The 17269-nt window shown below is 72.4% G+C and carries 11 protein-coding genes; all 11 read left to right on the top strand.

What is annotated here, in order from left to right; translation table 11 throughout:
- Window positions 1-30: 30 nt before the first annotated feature.
- The 11 genes from Acy02nite_RS00295 to Acy02nite_RS00245 all read left to right on the top strand — a co-directional run bounded on the left by Acy02nite_RS00295 (window position 31) and on the right by Acy02nite_RS00245 (window position 17256).
- The gene (locus Acy02nite_RS00295; protein WP_203737298.1) at window positions 31-867 is read left to right on the top strand and encodes a LysR family transcriptional regulator; all 837 of its coding nucleotides are present in this window, start codon (window positions 31-33) and stop codon (window positions 865-867) included.
- 432 nt (window positions 868-1299) lie between these two features.
- On the top strand, window positions 1300-2037 hold the full coding sequence (locus Acy02nite_RS00290) for an alpha/beta hydrolase (RefSeq protein WP_203737296.1): 738 nt from the start codon (window positions 1300-1302) through the stop codon (window positions 2035-2037).
- Window positions 2034-3239 carry an LLM class flavin-dependent oxidoreductase gene (locus Acy02nite_RS00285; protein ID WP_203737295.1) on the top strand — a complete coding sequence of 402 codons (1206 nt, stop codon included), beginning with the start codon at window positions 2034-2036 and terminating at the stop codon, window positions 3237-3239. The genes Acy02nite_RS00290 and Acy02nite_RS00285 overlap by 4 nt, the downstream gene beginning before the upstream one ends.
- Complete coding sequence (locus Acy02nite_RS00280; protein WP_203737293.1) at window positions 3236-4375, top strand: acyl-CoA dehydrogenase family protein; 1140 nt, start codon at window positions 3236-3238, stop codon at window positions 4373-4375. Before Acy02nite_RS00285 ends, Acy02nite_RS00280 begins: the two co-directional genes overlap by 4 nt.
- Window positions 4372-6000: an ABC transporter substrate-binding protein gene (locus tag Acy02nite_RS00275; RefSeq protein ID WP_203737291.1), complete on the top strand. Its 1629-nt coding sequence runs from the start codon at window positions 4372-4374 to the stop codon at window positions 5998-6000. The genes Acy02nite_RS00280 and Acy02nite_RS00275 overlap by 4 nt, the downstream gene beginning before the upstream one ends.
- 15 nt (window positions 6001-6015) lie before the next feature.
- A complete protein-coding gene (locus tag Acy02nite_RS00270) occupies window positions 6016-6972 on the top strand; it encodes an ABC transporter permease (protein ID WP_203737289.1) in 957 nt (318 codons plus the stop codon).
- On the top strand, window positions 6969-7838 hold the full coding sequence (locus Acy02nite_RS00265) for an ABC transporter permease (RefSeq protein ID WP_203737287.1): 870 nt from the start codon (window positions 6969-6971) through the stop codon (window positions 7836-7838). The genes Acy02nite_RS00270 and Acy02nite_RS00265 overlap by 4 nt, the downstream gene beginning before the upstream one ends.
- Before the next feature lie 73 nt (window positions 7839-7911).
- Window positions 7912-9531, top strand: coding sequence for a dipeptide ABC transporter ATP-binding protein (locus Acy02nite_RS00260; RefSeq protein WP_239173990.1), 1620 nt, complete (start codon window positions 7912-7914; stop codon window positions 9529-9531).
- Window positions 9518-11260 carry an ABC transporter ATP-binding protein gene (locus tag Acy02nite_RS00255; RefSeq protein WP_203737285.1) on the top strand — a complete coding sequence of 581 codons (1743 nt, stop codon included), beginning with the start codon at window positions 9518-9520 and terminating at the stop codon, window positions 11258-11260. The genes Acy02nite_RS00260 and Acy02nite_RS00255 overlap by 14 nt, the downstream gene beginning before the upstream one ends.
- Window positions 11261-11310: 50 nt before the next feature.
- The gene (locus tag Acy02nite_RS00250; RefSeq protein WP_203737283.1) at window positions 11311-13059 is read left to right on the top strand and encodes an ABC transporter ATP-binding protein; all 1749 of its coding nucleotides are present in this window, start codon (window positions 11311-11313) and stop codon (window positions 13057-13059) included.
- Between the two features lie 510 nt (window positions 13060-13569).
- Window positions 13570-17256 (top strand): S8 family peptidase, encoded by a 3687-nt coding sequence (locus Acy02nite_RS00245; RefSeq protein WP_239173988.1) that lies wholly within the window; start codon window positions 13570-13572, stop codon window positions 17254-17256.
- The last annotated feature ends 13 nt before the right edge of the window (window positions 17257-17269 follow it).

The following is a 17269-nucleotide window of genomic DNA, read 5'->3' as shown; positions in this document are numbered from 1 at the left end:
TCTTATCGGTGCGCTGCTAGCGTCCGCCGCATGGGTCAGATCCTGGACATCGTCGCGCTGCGCAGCCTCGTCGCGGTCGCCGACTGCGGCGGCTTCCACCGGGCCGCCGCGACCCTGCGGATCAGCCAGTCCGCGGTGAGCCAGCACGTCCGGCGGCTGGAGAAGACCCTCGGGCGGCCCGTCGTCGAACGTCAGGGACGCGCAGCAGTGTTCACGCCCGACGGGCAGGCGCTGCTGGGGGAGGCCCGGCGCATCCTGGGCGCGCACGACGATGCGTTGCGGCGGCTGATCGGTCCCGGTCGCCCGACCGTCACTGTCGGCGCGACCGAGCACGCCGCCGACCTGATCCTGCCCGCGGTGACCGCAGCGCTCCCCGGCCATCAGGTCCGCTTCCGGATCGACCGCACCCGGCGCCTGGACGCGGCCGTCGACCGGGGCGTCCTCGACCTCGCCGTCCACCTGGCCGAGGCGTCCTCGGTCGACGGCGTCCCGATCGGCGCCCTGCCCTTGAGCTGGTACGCGGCCTCCACCTGGCAGCCGCCGTCGGGCCCCGCGGTCCCGCTCGTCGCGATCGAGGAGCCGTGCGTCCTGCGGCGGCGGGCGGTGGCCGCGCTGTCCGCGCACGGTCGCGATCCGTACGTGGTCTGCGACAGCGGTTACGTGGCGGGCGTCTTCGACGCGGTCCGGGCCGGCCTGGGCGTCGCCCTGATGGCCACGGCCGCGTCCACGCCGGAGGGCCTCACCCGGCGCACGGACCTGCCCCCGGTGACACCCGCGCCCGTCAGCCTGCGCATCCGGGCCGGCGCCGACCCGGCCCTCGCCGAAGCCGTCCGTGAAGGCCTCCGCGCCGTCCTCGCCCCGGCCTGACCATCCACCCCGCCGCAACCCCCAGCCCACCCCGGCATGCGCCGCAACCCCCGGCCCGGCCTGGCGTGCGGCGCGCCTCGGTCTTCCCGGCTGGTGCTCATGGGCGTTATGAGGGACGAATAACGCCCATGAGCACCAGCTGGCAAGGCCGCGTCGCGCCGCGGCCGTGACCGGCGGCGACCTCGCGCCCGCCACTCACGCGACGCGGCTCGCCAGCTCTGACGCGATGCGGCTGGCGTTCTCGCGCGAGGCGGCTCGCTTGCCGGTCACGTGGCGGCTTCGCTCGTGGTTCGGGCGGCTGCGTGCCTTGTGGGCCGTGGACCGATAAGGGGACGTGATCGCAGTGATCGCGGATTCGTGTTGGACAGGGGAAACAAAAGCCTACTAGCTTGGTGGGTGTTCTAGGGTTTGCTTACGGAAGGTCCCCGCCCCATGACTCTCGCCTCCGAGGACGCCGTCCTCACCTGGACCGAACCCGACCCGATCCCGCTGCGCGGGACGCTGGTCCTGCTGCCCGGACGCGGTGAGTCGGCCCAGGTCTACGAGCGTTTCGGCCGCCGCCTGGCCGCCGACGCCTACCGGGTGCACGCGATCACGGCGCCGGCCGACGACCCGGCCCGCGCGCAGGAGCAGCTCACCAGCCTTCTCGCCGCGGCCGACCCAGAACGGCCGCGGATCGTCGCCGGCTCGGACGCCGGGGCCGCGTTTGCCGCGCATCTCGCCGCGACCCGCCGCCTGCCGCGGGCGTCCGCGCTGATCCTGGCCGGTCTGCCGGCCACGCCGAGGGCCGCGGCGGGCCGGGACTGGGACGCCGAGCTGGACGCCCGCAGCTTCTGCCCGACGCACCGCGGCCGGATCAGCGAGGCCGGTGTCCGCCCCGGTGAGTTGTTCACGGACCTGCCCGGCGAGTGGTTCGACCCGGACGTCCCGGGCGAGATCACCGTGCCGGTCCTCGGTGTGCACGGCGCGGACGACCCGATCAGCCCGCTCGACGACGTCCGCCGGTGGTATGCCGCGGTGCCCCGCGCCGATCTGGTGAGCATCGCCGGCGCCCCGCACGACGTGCTCAACGACCAGACGCACCGGACCGTCGCCGCGACCGTCGTGCTGTTCCTGGAACGCCTGCGCAACGGCGCGCTGCTCGCCCGCACCGAGAGGACCTATCAGTGAGCATCCCCGATTTCGGTGAGTCCCTTCCGGAGACCGCGTCACCCGAGGCCGAGTTCATCAGCCTGACCCATCTGAACCCGTCGACCGAGCTGAACCCGGTCCCGTCGCGCGGCATCGACCTCGACTTCTTCAAGCGGTATGTCGCCACGCTCGAGGAGTCCGGTTATGACTACACCCTTCTCCCGTACGGCTCGAACAGCGCCGACTCGTTCGTCACCGCGGCCGCCGTCGGCCAGCTGACGCAGCGCATCAGGCCGATCGTGGCGCTGCGCCCGAACACCACCCCGCCGACCGTCGGCGCGCAGAAGCTGGCCACCCTCGACCAGCTCACCCAGGGCCGCGCGGTGGTCCACCTGATCTCCGGCGGCAGCGACGCCGAGCAGGCCCGGCAGGGCGACTACCTGCCCAAGTCCCAGCGGTACGCGCGGACCTCGGAGTACATCGACGTCCTGCGCCGCTCGTGGACCGAGCCCGCGCCGTTCAGCCACGACGGCGAGTTCTACCGGTTCGACGAGTTCGGGCCGGGCTTCGCGCCGTTCGACGGTCCGATCCCGATCAGTATCGGCGGCCAGTCGGACGAGGCGTTCGCGGTCGGCGGCGCGAAGGCGGACATCTTCAGTTTCTGGGGCGAGCCGCTCGACGACCTGCGCGCCGAGATCGACCGGGTGCACGGCATCGCCCGGGACGCCGGGCGGTCTGCGCTGCCGCGGATCTGGGTGACGTTCCGCCCGATCACCGCGCGGACCGACGAGCTGGCCTGGGCCAAGGCCCACGACTACGTCACCAGGATCGAACAGAACTTCGCCCGCGTACGGCCCCTGCTGGCGGGCACGAATCCGCAGAACGTCGGCTCCCAGCGGGCACTGGCGTTCGCGCGGCAGAAGGAACTCTACGACCGTGCGTTGTGGACCCGTACCGCGGCCGTGACCAACGCGGCCGGCGCCTCCACGGCCCTGGTCGGCTCCCCGGAGACGATCGCCGCCGCGATCCTCGACTACATCGACCGCGGCGCGTCCCTGGTCTCGATCCGTGGCTACGACACCCTGGCCGACGCCGCCGACTACGGCCGGAACGTGCTCCCGCTGGTCCGTCAGGAGCTGGCGCACCGCAGGGCGACGGGTCAGCGCGGCCGGCTGCAGGCCGAGCACCTGGGCAACTACGGCGCCGAGTACCGCCAGTTCGCCACGGCCGGTCAGCCGTGACGTTCGCCGCCCCCGACGTGGACAAGCTGGACGCGGTCACCGCCGAGATCGCCGCCCACGCCGCCGAGTACGACCGCACCGGCGACATCCCGTGGCCCGGCCTGGAAGCGGCGCACCGGGCCGGCCTGCTCACCGCCACGGTCGGCAAGCGTTACGGCGGCCCCGGCCTCGGCCCTCGCGACACCGCCCGCATCCTCACGGCGATCGGCGAGGGCGACGCCTCGGTCGGGCTGCTGGCCGCGAACCTGCTCAACACACATGCCGCGCAGGACGCCCGTCCGACGTGGCCGGCGGCGTACTACGAGGACCTGCTCCGCCGCTCGGAGCAGGGGCCGGCGCTGGCCAACGCGATCCGGGCCGAGCCGGAGCTGGGCGCTCCCGCCCGCGGCGGCCTGCCGAAGACCACGATCACCCGCGCCGGGGACGGCTGGTTGCTCAACGGCCACAAGGCGTACGCCACCGGCGGATCTGCCCTCGCCTATCACCTCGTGTGGGCGGTGGCCGACGACGGCCGGGTCGGGCACGTCGTCGTGCCGGGCGAGAGCGAGGGCATCACCTGGGTGGACACGTGGGACCACATCGGGTTGCGCGCCTCCAACACCCACGACGTGATCTACGAGGATGTCCGGTTGCCGCTGGACGCCTTCGTGGAGATCCCGCGCGGCCCGGACGGCGTCTACCGCGACCCGGCCGCTGCCACCGGCCCGGGCAGTTTCGGTCATCCCGCGCTCTACCTCGGGGTGGCGCGCGCCGCCCGCAGCGCCTTCGCCGAGTACGCCCGGTCCCGGGTGCCCACCGCCCTGGGCCGCCCGATCGCCGAGACCGAGCGCATCCAGTCGGTCGCCGGCGAGATCGAGGTCCAGATCACCCAGGCCGAGACCCTGCTGCACGGCGCGCTGCTGCGCCTGCAGGCGGGCGACGAGCCGGACCTGTCCGCGATCAAGGTGGCGATCGCCCGCTCGGTGATCGCCGCGACCCAGACCGCCGTCGCGGCACTGGGCAATCCCGGTCTCTCCCGGCACCACCCCCTTGAACGCCACCTGCGCGACGCGCTCTGCATCCGGGTCCACCCTCCCCAGGAGGACGCCGTGCTGCTGGCGAGCGGTCGTCGCGTACTGAAGAAGGAACAACAGTGAAGAGATTCGCGGCATTGACAGCGGGACTGACAGCGGCGGGACTGCTCGCCCTCAGCGGTTGCGGCGACGGCTCGGGAACAGCCGCCGCCGGGCAGAAGACCCTCAAGGTCTCCTACTGGCCGGACAACCCGACCTTCTCCTGCATCGACCCGTTCCAGGTCTACTGGATCGAGAGCCGGTCGATCATCCGCAACTTCGCCGACTCGCTGACCGATCAGGACCCGAAGACCGGGAAGATCGTCCCCTGGCTCGCCGAGAAGTGGGAGATCAGCCCGGACGGCAAGACGTACACGTTCCACCTGCGGGACGGCGTCACGTTCGCGAACGGCAAGAAACTGGACGCGCAAGCGGTGGCCGACAACGCGACCGGCTGGATCGCCACCGTCAAGGCCACCAACGGCGCGGCGTACGGCGCCTCCTACATCCAGGGTCTGACCGGCGCGAAGGTCGTCGACCCGCGGACCGTCGAGTTCGACCTGAGCGCCCCGAACTCGTCGTTCCTGCAGGCCACCTCGACCACGAACCTGGCCATCACCGACCCGGCCGAGTTCCAGCTCACCCCTGCCGAACGGTGCACGGGCAAGGGCGTCGTCGGCTCCGGCCTGTTCGCGCTGGACCACTACTCCGCCAAGGTCGAGACGGTCCTGACCAAGCGCGCCGGCTACACCTGGGGCTCGGAGACGTCGGCGAACCGTGGCGAGGCCAAGCTCGACAAGGTCGTCTTCAACTACGTGGCCGAGGACAGCGTCCGCACCGGCAACCTGGTCAGCGGCGCGACCGACATCGCCTGGCCGCGCAACCCGTTCTCGCCGCAGGACGAGCAGCTGATCACGAAGTCCGGCGACACGGTGGAGAGCCGCTCGCTGCCGGGTGTCGCCTACAACCTGTACGCGAACACGTCCGCCGGGCACGTGCTCGCCGACGCGGCGATCCGGCAGGCGCTGAGCAAGGCGATCGACCGCAAGACGTACGCGACCACGATCTACGGCGCCGACTACCCGGCTGTCCAGGGGCCGTTCGAGACGACGACTCCGTACTTCAGATCACTGTCGGACAAGCTCGCCTACGACCCGGACGGCGCCAAGAAGCTTCTCGACGCTGCCGGGTGGGTTGCGGGCGCGGACGGTGTCCGTACCAAATCGGGCAAGAAGTTGATCATCGACTATCCGATCACGGCCGGGTCGGCCGGGCCGGAACTGCTCCAGGCGCAGCTCAAGCAGGTCGGCATCGAGCTCGGCCTGCGCACGCTCACCACCGCCCAGCAGGCGACGTACCTGAAGGAGGGCTCCTACGACCTGACCAGCACCTACTTCACCCGTGCCGACCCGGGCGCGCTGCAGTTCATCCTCAACCCCGAGGTGGCCAACTCGAAGGCGCTCGCGATCAACGCCACCACCCCGGACGTGACCAAGAGGATCCAGGAACTGTTCGCCGAGGCGCTGCAGACCACCGACGAGAAGCGGACCGAGCGGGCGTACGCCGAGCTGCAGGACTACCTCGTCGACCAGGGCGTCACGATTCCGCTGTTCGAGCGGCTCCAGAAGGTCGGCGTCAGCGCCGAGGTGCACGGCTTCGCGTTCACCTCGGAGAGCTTCCTCAAGCTCAACGACGTCACCAAGGACTGAGAGGGACGCGACCCCATGATCCGCTATCTCGTGGGTCGCGTCGTGCAGGCGGCCGCCGTCCTCTGGGCGGCGTTCACCCTGACCTTCGCGATCCTCTACCTGCTGCCCAGCAACCCGATGCAGCTGCAACTGGCCGCCGCCGGCATCCAGGAGGACAGCCTCACGCCGGAGCAGTACGCCGCGATGAAGCACCGCTTCGGGCTCGACGAGTCCATCGCGGCGCAGTACTGGCACCATCTCACGGGCGTGCTGCACGGCGACTTCGGCGACTCGCTGACCCAGCAGGTGCCGGTCACCGACCTGATCGGCGCGCGGATCGGCCCGACCCTGCTGCTCAGCGTCTGCGCCGCGGTGGTGTCGCTGGTCGCGGGGTCGGCCCTCGCCTACCTCGCCACGTTCGTCCGCCGGAACCCGGTCCGGATCGTGCTGACCCGGCTGCCGGCCCTCGGCGCGTCGTTCCCGCAGTTCTTCATCGCGCTGTTCCTGATCCAGTTCCTGTCGTTCCAGCTCGGCTGGCTCCCGGCGACCGGCACCCAGGGCGCGCAGTCGCTGATCATGCCGGTGCTGACGATCTCCGTGGTGACGTCCTCGGTCCTGGCGCAGGTTCTGATCAAGAGCTTCGATCAAACCCTGTCCCAGCCGTACGTCGTGACGGCCCGAGCCAAGGGACTCTCGCGCACCGCCGTGCACCTCAAGCACGCGTTCCGCAACGCGGCGCTGCCCGCCATGACGATCCTCGGGGTGATCGTCGGCCTCACGGTGACCAGCTCGATCGTCGTCGAGACGGTGTTCACGCGGGAGGGCGTCGGCAAGCTCGCGCAGGAGGCGGTGCTCGCCCAGGACGTGCCGGTCGTCCTGGCCGTGGTGACCCTGGCCGCGACCGTCTTCGTCACCGTGAACCTGATCGTGGACCTGCTGTATCCGCTGCTCGACCCACGGATCTCGCACACCCCGGAGGTGGTGCCGGTATGACGGCCGCTCTTGTCGTCGCCGCGGAGGAGACGGTCGGGGAGAAGCCGGCCCGCCGCGCCCGGGCCGGGGTCTTCGCCCGCCGGCCCGGCTTCCTGCTCGCGTCGCTCTATGTCGCCTTCGTCGTCGCTGTCGCGTTCCGGCCCGCGTTGTTCACCGGCCAGGACCCGTACGCCACCGACCCGGCCGCGGCCATGCGGGCGCCGAGCGCCGCGCACCTGTTCGGCACCGACATCTACGGCCGGGACCTCTGGAGCCGCGTGCTGCACGGCTCCCCGCTGACCATCAAGGCCACCCTGATCGCGCTGGTCATCGCCCTGATCGCCGGTCTGGGGCTGGGCATCGTGTCGGGCTTCTTCGGCGGCCTCACCGACTCGCTGCTGATGCGCGTCATCGACGTGCTGCTGGCCATTCCCGGCCTGCTGCTCGCGCTGTCGATCGTGACCGCGCTCGGCTACGGCACGATCCCGGTCGCGGTGGCGGTCGGCGTCGGCATCGTCCCCGGGTTCGCCCGCACGACCCGGGCCGAGGTGCTCAGGGTCAAGACTCTGCCGTACGTCGAAGCGGCCAGGGCCGGCGGCGCGAGCTGGACCCGGGTGCTGCTGCGGCACATCCTGCCGAACTCGTGGGGTCCGGTCGCCGTCCTCGCGGTCCTCGACGCGGGCGTGGCGATCATCGCGATCGCGTCGCTCAGCTTCCTCGGCTTCGGCGCCGCGCCACCGGCCGCCGAGTGGGGCACGCTGATCGCCGACGGCCGCAACTACCTGGTCACCGCCTGGTGGCTGAGCCTGCTCCCGGGCCTGTTCGTGGCCCTGCTGGTGCTCAGCCTCAACCACATCGCCAAGACGTTCCAGGAGGTCACCCCATGAGGGAGCTTGCGACCGAATCATCGAGCTCAGTCATGAACTCATGGCGGCGCCGGAGCGCAGCGGAGGTGACGGCATGAGCCTGGTAGAGATCAGCGGGCTGAACGTGGGGTACGTCCGGCACCGCCACATCCAGCCGGCCGTGACCGGTTTGGATCTGACCGTGGGCCAGGGCGAGGTGGTCGCCATCGTCGGCGAGTCCGGGTCCGGCAAGACCACCACCGGCAACGCCCTGATCGGCCTGCTGCCGTCGAACGGCCGGATCACCGCCGGCTCGATCCTGGTCGACGGGGTGCAGACGGCCCGGGCGAACGAACGCACCCTGCGGAGGCTGCGCGGCTCCACGATCGGCCTGATCCCGCAGGACCCGATGGTGGGACTGAACCCGACGAAGCGGATCGGCGCCCAGATCGCCGAGGCCGTCAAGCTGCGCGGGATCGGCGGACCGGCCGTACCCCGGCAGGTTCTGGATCATCTGGCGCAAGCCGGTGTTCCCGAGCCGGAACTACGGGCCCGGCAGTACCCGCACGAACTCTCCGGCGGCCTGCGCCAGCGCGTCCTGATCGCCATCGCGCTCGCCGGGCGCCCGAAACTGATCATCGCTGACGAGCCGACCAGCGCCCTCGACGTCACCGTCCAGAAGCGCATCCTCGACCACCTCGGCGGCCTCGTCCGCGAGCAGGGGATCTCCCTGCTGATCATCACCCACGACCTGGCCGTGGCGGCCGACCGCGCCGACCGGGTGGTGGTCATGCGCCAGGGCCGCAAGGTCGACGAGGGTGACCCGGCGACCATCCTCACGGCGCCGCGCGAGGGATACACCCGCCAGCTGATCGCGGCCGCGCCCCGGCTGGCCCATCACGGGCAACTGCAGGCCCATTTCGACGTACGCGACGAGCCCGCCCCCGATCCGATCCTCACCCTCACCGGGGTCGGCAAGACGTTCGCCGTCGACGATCCACGGCGCGGCCGTCGCGGCTTCAACGCCCTCGAGGACGTGTCCGTGACCGTGCCCCGCGGCCGCACCCACGCGCTGGTCGGCGAGTCCGGCTGCGGCAAGACCACCACCCTGCGGATCGCGCTGGGGCTGGAGTCGGCCACGACCGGCTCGGTCGTGCTGGACGGCACCGAGATCAGCGGCCTGTCGTGGCGCGGGATGCGGCCGTTGCGACGCAAGGCCCAGCTCGTGCACCAGGACCCGTTCGCGACGCTCGACCCGAAGTTCACCGTCCGCCAGTCGGTGACCGAGCCGCTGGTGTCGTTCCGGATCGGCGACCGGCGCAGCCGCGAGGCCCGCGCCCGGGACCTGCTCGACCAGGTGGCCCTGCCCGCCGCGTATCTCGACCGGCTCCCGGCCGAGCTCTCCGGCGGCCAGCGCCAGCGCGTCGCGATCGCCCGGGCGCTCGCCCTCGAACCGCGGCTGCTCCTGCTCGACGAACCGGTCTCCGCGCTCGACGTGCTCGTCCAGGAGCAGATCCTGCGGCTCCTCGCCGACCTGCAGCAACGGCTCGGACTCTCGTACCTCTTCGTCTCCCACGACCTGTCGGTGGTCGCCGAGATCGCGCACACCGTGTCGGTGATGAACGCCGGACGGGTCGTCGAACAGGGGCCGGTCGCGCAGGTCTTCAGCGACCCGCGCAGTACTTACACCCGTGAGCTGATCGACGCCGTCCCGGGCCGCCGTGCCGCCGCCTGACCTGCGCCGCAAGTCAGCCCTCGCCGCGCAGTTCGCGGGGGCCCGGGCCAACCCCGGGCCGGCCGCCGTCGCCACCGTCGCCGGCCTGATCAACGGCTCCACCATGGTGGCCGGCGCGTCCGCGATCGCCTGGGCCACCGATCACCTCGTGGTCCCCGCCCTGGCCGGTGCGCACGTGCCGGCCCGGGCGTGGTGGCTGAGCGCGTCGTTCATCCTCGGCGTCTCCGCGATCCGGTGGTGCACGATCCTGGTCCGCGGCGTCAGCACCGGCACCGTGCAGTACCGGGCGCAGGCGCAGACCCGGCGCGCCGTCGTGCGCCGGTTCCTCGACCTGCATCCCGACTGGCACCGCGAGCGACCCGCCGGGAAGCTGCTCGCGCACGCGGGCGGGGACGTGGACGCGCTCTGGTCGCCGACGCAGTTCGCGTACTTCGCCGCCGGCATGGTGTTCATGCTGGTGCTGGCACTGACCGAGCTGTTCGCGCGGGCGTTCGCGCTCGGGCTGACCGGCGTCGCGCTGGTCGTGCTGGTGCTCGGGCTCAACGTGACCTACCAGCGGCTGCTCGCCCCGCGGGCCCGGGACGCGCAGGCCGCCCGCGGGGTCGTCAGCGCGGTGGCGCACGAGTCGATCCAGGGCGGGCCGGTCGTCCGGGGTCTCGGGCTCACCGCGGTCGAGGACGAGCGGTTCGCGCCCGGCGTCGAGCGGCTGCGGGCCGCGGACGTACGCCTGGCGTCGGTGAGCTCGGTCTTCGACCCGCTCCTCGAACTGCTGCCGACCGCGGCGGTGCTCGTCGTGCTCGGCCTCGGGGCGCCGCGCGTGCAGCAGGGCAGTCTCAGCGTCGGCGACCTGGTGGGAGTCGTCTATCTGCTGATCACGATCGCCATCCCGTTGAACGTGATCAGCCGGTTCCTGTCGATGCTGCCCATGGCGGCCGCGGGGCGCGAGCGGGTCCACGGTGTGCTCGGGAGTGCTGACGTCGTACCGGACGGGGATCTTGATCTCGGGTCCTCCGGGCCGATGCGGGTGGAACTGCGCGGCGCCGGGGTCAGCCGGCACGGGCGGCGGATCGTCGCGGACCTGGACCTCGTGCTGGAGCCCGGCACGATCACCGTGGTCGTCGGTGCGGTCGGATCGGGCAAGACGACGCTGCTCGACCTGGCCGGCGGACAGACGCACGCGGACAGCGGCGTCGTGCTGCTCGACGGGACCGACGTGCGGGCGCTGCGCCGCGACGCGGTGCCGGCCCGCGTCGCCACGGTGTCGCAGAGCCCGTTCCTGTTCGCCGAGTCGATCCGGGACAACCTCGCGCTCGGCGGATCCTTCTCGGACGAGCAGCTGTGGCGGGCGCTGCGGCTGGCCGCGGCCGACGAGATCGTGCGCGGGCTGCCGGACGGTCTCGGCACCGTGGTGGGGGAGCGGGGCGCGACGCTCTCCGGCGGGCAGCGGCAGCGCGTCTGCCTCGCGCGGGCGCTGCTGCGGGAACCGCGGCTGCTGGTGCTCGACGACGTGACGTCGGCGCTGGACGCGCGCGTGGAACAGCAGGTCCTCGCGGCGATCCGGGACCTGGGGCCGGAGCGGCCGACGATCCTGATCAGCACCGGCCGCCCGGCGGCGCTCAGCATCGCCGATCACGTCGTCGTCCTGCGCGGCGGCCGGATCGTGCCGGCGGAGAGCGCGGAAGAGCCGCGCGCCGCCGCGGGGATCGAGGAGTCGTCGGGTGTCCGCTGAGCCGCGTGCCGGCATGATCGGAATCGGACGCGACGCTCGAGGAGTTGTCCATGTCCGCTGAGCTTCTCGCCGACCTGAGCGGAATCGGGCCTCGGCGGCTGATCGCGACCGCCGTCCGGGTCTCCCCGCAGCTGCGGCAGGGGCTGGGGCTCACCGTTGTGCTCGCGCTGCTGGCCGGCGCCGGGCGCATCATCGCGCCGCTCACCGTCCAGCACGTCATCGACTCCGGGGTCGCGCCCGCGACGGTCGGGCCGGCCGTCGTGACCGGCGCCGCCGCGGTGGTGCTCGCCGGGGTGTCGTCGGTGCTGCTCAACCGGCGGTTGCAGGGACGGGTCGAAGCCGCGCTGGCCGGGCTGCGCCGCGACGGGCTGCGCCGCGTGCACGACATGGCGGCGCCCACCGCCGACCGGATACCCAGCGCCGACCTGGTCACCCGGCTGACCGGCGACCTCGACCAGGTGACGACGTTCCTGCAGGGTGGCGGCGTCCAGTTCCTGACCAACGCCGCGCAGCTGCTCGTCGCCACGGGGATCCTGCTGGTGTACGGCTGGCAGCTCGCCCTCCCGGTCCTGCTCGTCACCGCCGTGCTGGTGGCGGTGATGACCCGTACGCAGCGCGTCGTCGCCCGTCGTTTCGACACTGCCCGGCGTGACCTGTCGGCGTTGCAGAGCGTGGTCGCGGAGTCGGTCGTGGGTGGCCCGGTGATCCGCTCGACCGGCACCCGGGCCCGGACCGGGGCGAAGCTCGACGCGGCGGTGGACCGGTCGCGCGACAGCCTGATCGCGACGCAGGTCCCGCTGCACGCCAACGCCTCGCTGGGCGAGCCGGCGATCTCCGCGATGACCGTGATCGTGCTGCTCGGCGGTGTGTGGTGGGGACAGTTGTCGTCGGGGCAGGTCGTGGCGGCGGTGTTCCTGGTGACGTTCTTCGTCCGGCCGTTGCAGTTCGTGGTCCAGAGCCTCGGCGAGGCCCAGAACGCCCTGACCGGATGGCGCCGGGCCCTCGAGCTGGTCACGACGCCGGGTTCCGTCGACGCCGATGGCAGACCTCTGCCGGCCGGGCCGGTCGGGGTGCGCCTGGACCGGGTGTCGGCGCGGTACGCCGATGGCCCGAGGGTGCTGCACGACGTCTCGCTGCGGATCGCGCCGGGCGAGCACGTGGCAGTGGTCGGGCGGACCGGCTCGGGCAAGTCCACCTTCGCCAAGCTGCTGACCCGGCGGCTGCCTCCCGCGGCCGGGACCATCCTCCTCTCCGGGATCGCCCTCGACGAGCTGGGCGACCTGGGCGGGCGGGTGGTGATCGTCCCGCAGGACCCGTTCCTGTTCGACGGGACGATCGCGCACAACATCCGCCTCGGCGCGCCCGGGGCCACCGACGCTGACGCGGCACGCATCCTCGGACAGCTCGGCCTGCACGACTGGCAGGCGACGCTGCCGGACGGGTTGTCGACCCCGGTGGGCGTGGGCGGGGAACGCCTCTCGATCGGTGAACGTCAGCTCGTCGCCCTGGCCCGGACCGCGCTCGCCGACCCGGACCTGGTCATCTTCGACGAGGCGACATCCGGCCTGGACCCGGCCACGGACGCTGCCGTGCAGCGGGCCCTGACGTCGCTGACCCGGGGGCGGACGACGATCTCGATCGCCCACCGCCTGTCCCTGGCCGAGGTCGCCGACCGGGTGCTGGTCTTCGACGAGGGCCGGCTCGTCCAGTCCGGGCCGCACCGAGCGTTGGTGGGGCAGCCCGGACCATATGCGGCCCTGGCCGCCGCCTGGTCCGATTCTAACAACCTATCTTCCTAGGATGGCTTAGACGCTGTGACGGACGGCTGTGGCCGCTCACGGTTTGCTGGTGCTCATTGCCTGCTCACCGGCCACCCGCGCCGTCGGTCACGGCAGCAGCCGCCACTCGCGGCGCGCATCTTGTTGCGGTCGTCCGCGATGTGGGCGCTGGTCTCAGCAGGCGGGCGCGTCACGGCCCCGGCTGGCGCTGAGGGTTGTATCAGAGGCTGGTTACAACCCTCAGGGCCAGCGCGGCGTGCTCGGCTGGTGCTCACGGTTACATCGGAGCGCCGTTACAACCGTCAGCGCCAGCCGGGCGTGGCCCGTGCCCGGGCGCGCTGGGGCGCATCTTCTGCCTGGACCGGGCGGTGGGTCCGTGATTGCGGGGCGGCGTGACGTGCGGCTGTCCACATCGCGCCATGGCGGAGGTAGGGCAGGGTGCGGATCTGTCCGGCACGTATCGGTGTTCTTGAGAATGCGATCGACGCCCCGGCATCGGGTGGGGCGCCGGTCACGTGAGGGAGAACGACCGTGCGACGACGGGTCCGTACCGCGCTGGTGCTGGTCGCTGTCCTGATCGGAGCCGGGTCCGGGGCCGGTGTGACGCCGGTTCCCGGTCTGGCCGCGCCGCCTGCTGTGCGGAGCGGCGCTGTCCTGGGAGGGACTGTCCCAGGGGGCACCGTTGGGGGCGGGGCGGTTTCGGGTGGCGCCGCGCGGGCGATCACGCTGATCACTGGGGATGTCGTCTCGCTCGCCCCGGCGGGTGACGGGCGGTATGCGGCGACGGTGCGGCCGGCGCCCGGGCGGGAGAGCATCGCGTTTCGCACCACGGAGGCCGGCGACGGGCTGCAGGTGTTGCCGGTGGACGCGGTGCCGCTGATCAAGAGCGGTCAGCTCGATGCCGAGCTGTTCGACGTCGAGCACCTGCTGGCCGAGGGTTACGGCGACGCGGAGAGTCCGGCGCTGCCGCTCATCGTGCAGTCGGGTGCGGACTCCCTGCGTACCCTCCGGACGAGTGGGACCACGGCGTTGCCGAGCGTCGGGGCAGTGGCGGTGCGAGCCGACAAGAAATCGTTGTCGTCGTTCTGGCAGAGCCGCATGAGGGCCCGGGCGGCCGCGCCCGGCAAGATCTGGCTGGACGGCCGCGTCCGCGCGGCGGCCGACCCGAGTGTGGAGCAAGTCGGCGCTCGAGCGGCGGCCGACCCGAACGTGAAACAGGCCGGCGCTCGAGTGGCCGACCCGAACGTGAAGCAGGCCGGCGTTCCCGCTGCCGACCCCGACGTCAAGCAGGCCGGCGCCCGGGCGGCGGCTGACCCGAATGTGGAGCAGATCGGTGCGCCCGCGGCCTGGCGGGCCGGGCTGGACGGCGCCGGTGTCACGGTCGCTGTGCTGGACACCGGTGTCGACGCGACGCACCCGGATCTGGCCGGCCGGGTCACGGCGGCGCGCGACTTCAGCGGCAGTGGCAGCACCGCCGACGGTTTCGGGCACGGCACGCACGTGGCATCGATCGCGGCCGGTGGCCGGGGTGTCGCCCCGGGTGCGCGGCTGCTGGTCGGCAAGGTGCTCGACGACACCGGCAACGGCTACGAGTCGGGGATCATCGAGGGCATGCAGTGGGCCGTCGACAGCGGCGCCCGGGTGATCAATATGAGTCTGGGTGGCAGCGCGACCGACGGCACCGATCCGATGAGCGTGGCCGTCGACGAGCTCAGTGCGGGCGGCGCGCTGTTCGTGGTCGCGGCCGGCAACGAGGGTGGTGACTACACGGTCGGCACGCCGGGCGCCGCGACGTCGGCGCTGACCGTCGGGGCGGTCGACCGGGACGATCGGCTGGCCGAGTTCTCCAGCCGGGGGCCGCGGCTGCAGGATCAGGGGCTCAAGCCGGAGATCACGGCGCCGGGCGTGGACATCGTGGCGGCCCGGGCGGCGGGCACGGCGATGGGCACCCCGGTCGACGAGCTGTACACGGCCGCGTCGGGCACGTCGATGGCGACGCCGCACGTGGCCGGTGCCGCCGCGATCCTCGCCCAGCAGCATCCCGGCTGGTCCGGGAGCCGGCTCAAGGACGGGCTGGTCACTTCGGCCGGTTCCCGGAGCGACGCCTCGGTGTACGGCCAGGGCGCGGGACGCGTCGACCTGGGCCGGGCCACCACGGCGACCGTGACCGGCACCGGCGTGGCCGATTTCGGTCTTCAGGCGGTGAGCCGGACGGTGACCTACGACAACGCGGGCACGACCCCGGTCACGCTGACCCTGGCGGCGAGCATGCCGGGCGTGACCGCGCCCGCGACGGTGACCGTGCCGGCCGGGGCGAGCGCCGCGGTGACGCTCACCCTTGATCGTGACGGTGGCCGCAAGGGGGTGCTGGGCGGCTGGCTGAGCGCGACCGGGCCGGGCGGCGTGCTGGTCACGACGGCGCTGGGCGGGACCGTCGACCCGCCGCACCATCGGGTCACGTTCGCGGCGACCGGGCAGGACGGGAAGCCTACTGCGGTGCCGGTGTTCCAGATGTTCGGCGACGACGGGCGCTTCGACATACTCGGCTATCTCGACAGTGGCCAGGCCGGTTCGGTCGACGTGGCGGAGGGTGACTATCTCGTGGACGCCACCCTCGCCGTGGGCACCGGCATGCATCCGGAGGACACGCTCGTCACCATTCCCGAGTTGCACGTCGACCGGGACCTGACCGTCGTGCTGGACGCCCGCAAGGCGAGGCCGATCCGGATCGAGACGCCGAAGCCGGCCCAGCAGCAGGCGGTGCTCAGCTACTACGTGCACCGGGTGACCGGTGGCGGACGGCAGATCGACAACGGGTTCATGGACTTCAGCGCGACCGAGAGGGTCAACGTGACGCCGACCGCGCCGCTGCGCCGGGGCGTCTACGAGTTCTCGTCGCGGTGGCAGTTGGTGGCGCCGTTCGCGCGGGCCTCGTTCGCCGGGGCGGGCACCTACGATCTGCGGCCGATGCCGGCCACGCCGGTCTTCACCGGCACCCGGCACTACTCGCTGGCCGCGACGGGGAGGAACCGGGCCGTCATCGTCGCGGTGGACGGCGACGAGTACGAGGCCGTCGCGCGGGCCGCCGACGCGGGCGCCGCCCTGGTGCTGCTGATGCGGGGGCCGGACACGGCCGCGTGGAGCACCTGGGATCCGTCGGTGGAGGAGCGCCTGCCGATCCCGGCGCTGCTCATCTCGCACGACGTGGGGACCAGAGTCGCCAGGGCCGGTTCCGTGGACCTGACGATGACCCCGGACAGCCCTTATCTGTACGACGTCCTCCAGGTGTCCGCGGGCCGGGTTCCCGCCCAGATCGTGCACCGGGTGACCGCTGCCAACTCGTACCGCGTCACCAGCCGGTACGCGGACAACGGCGGCCTCGGCTGGGTGCGTGAGCAGCGGTTCGGGTGGCGGCCGTGGCAGGAGTACGCGTGGAACGATCGGCAGCGGGCGGCGGCCACACCGTCCGTACGCGAGGAATGGGTCTCTGCCGGTGACAGCCTCTGGCAGCACCATGTGCACCAGGACTACCCGTGGAGCGACCTGGGGTCCGCTCTGGATTCGGGTTTCGCCGACGTGCCGCGCTCCTATCCGCGGCCCGGCGCCGCCACCGAGACGTGGGCGGGGCCCGTGGTCCGGCCCGCGACCCCGGCCGGTTACGTCAACGAGCGCGCCGGCAACGTGCTGAGGCTGCGGGTGGCGGATTTCGTCGACGCGAGCGACAGGCACTTCACCGTGGACGAGGCCGACCGGTCCGCTGCCCGGCTGTATCGCGACGGCACCCTGATCAGCGAGACCCGCGACGCCTGGCGGGACATCGCGGTCCCGGCGGGCGCGGCCACCTATCGGCTGGCGGTGACCACCGAGCGGGGCGGCGACGAGTGGCAGTACGGCCGTTCGACCAGCACCGAGTGGACGTTCCGGTCGTCGAGGGCCGGCGCCCTGCCGATGCTGCGGATCGGGTATGCGGCGCCGGTCTCGCTCGGCGGCGCCGCCACGACCCGCCCGCACCTGCTCGGGGTCACCGTTCCCGGCGCCCGCTCGGTGGCCGTGTCGGTCTCGCTCGACGAGGGCAGGAGCTGGCGGAGCGCGTACGCCGATGGTGGCCGGTTCGTGGTGCCGGCCGGCACGGGCACGGTGTCGTTGCGGGTGACCGCCGCCGACCGGGACGGCAACACGGTGCGGCAGACCGTGCTGCGGGCCTACGGCCGGTCATGATCCCGATCGAGTG

It is taken from the genome of Actinoplanes cyaneus (assembly GCF_016862095.1).
GTDB classification, from domain to species: domain Bacteria; phylum Actinomycetota; class Actinomycetes; order Mycobacteriales; family Micromonosporaceae; genus Actinoplanes; species Actinoplanes cyaneus.
The sequence above is the reverse complement of the archived record's forward strand: the minus strand, read 5'-3'. Positions and strand labels throughout refer to the sequence as shown.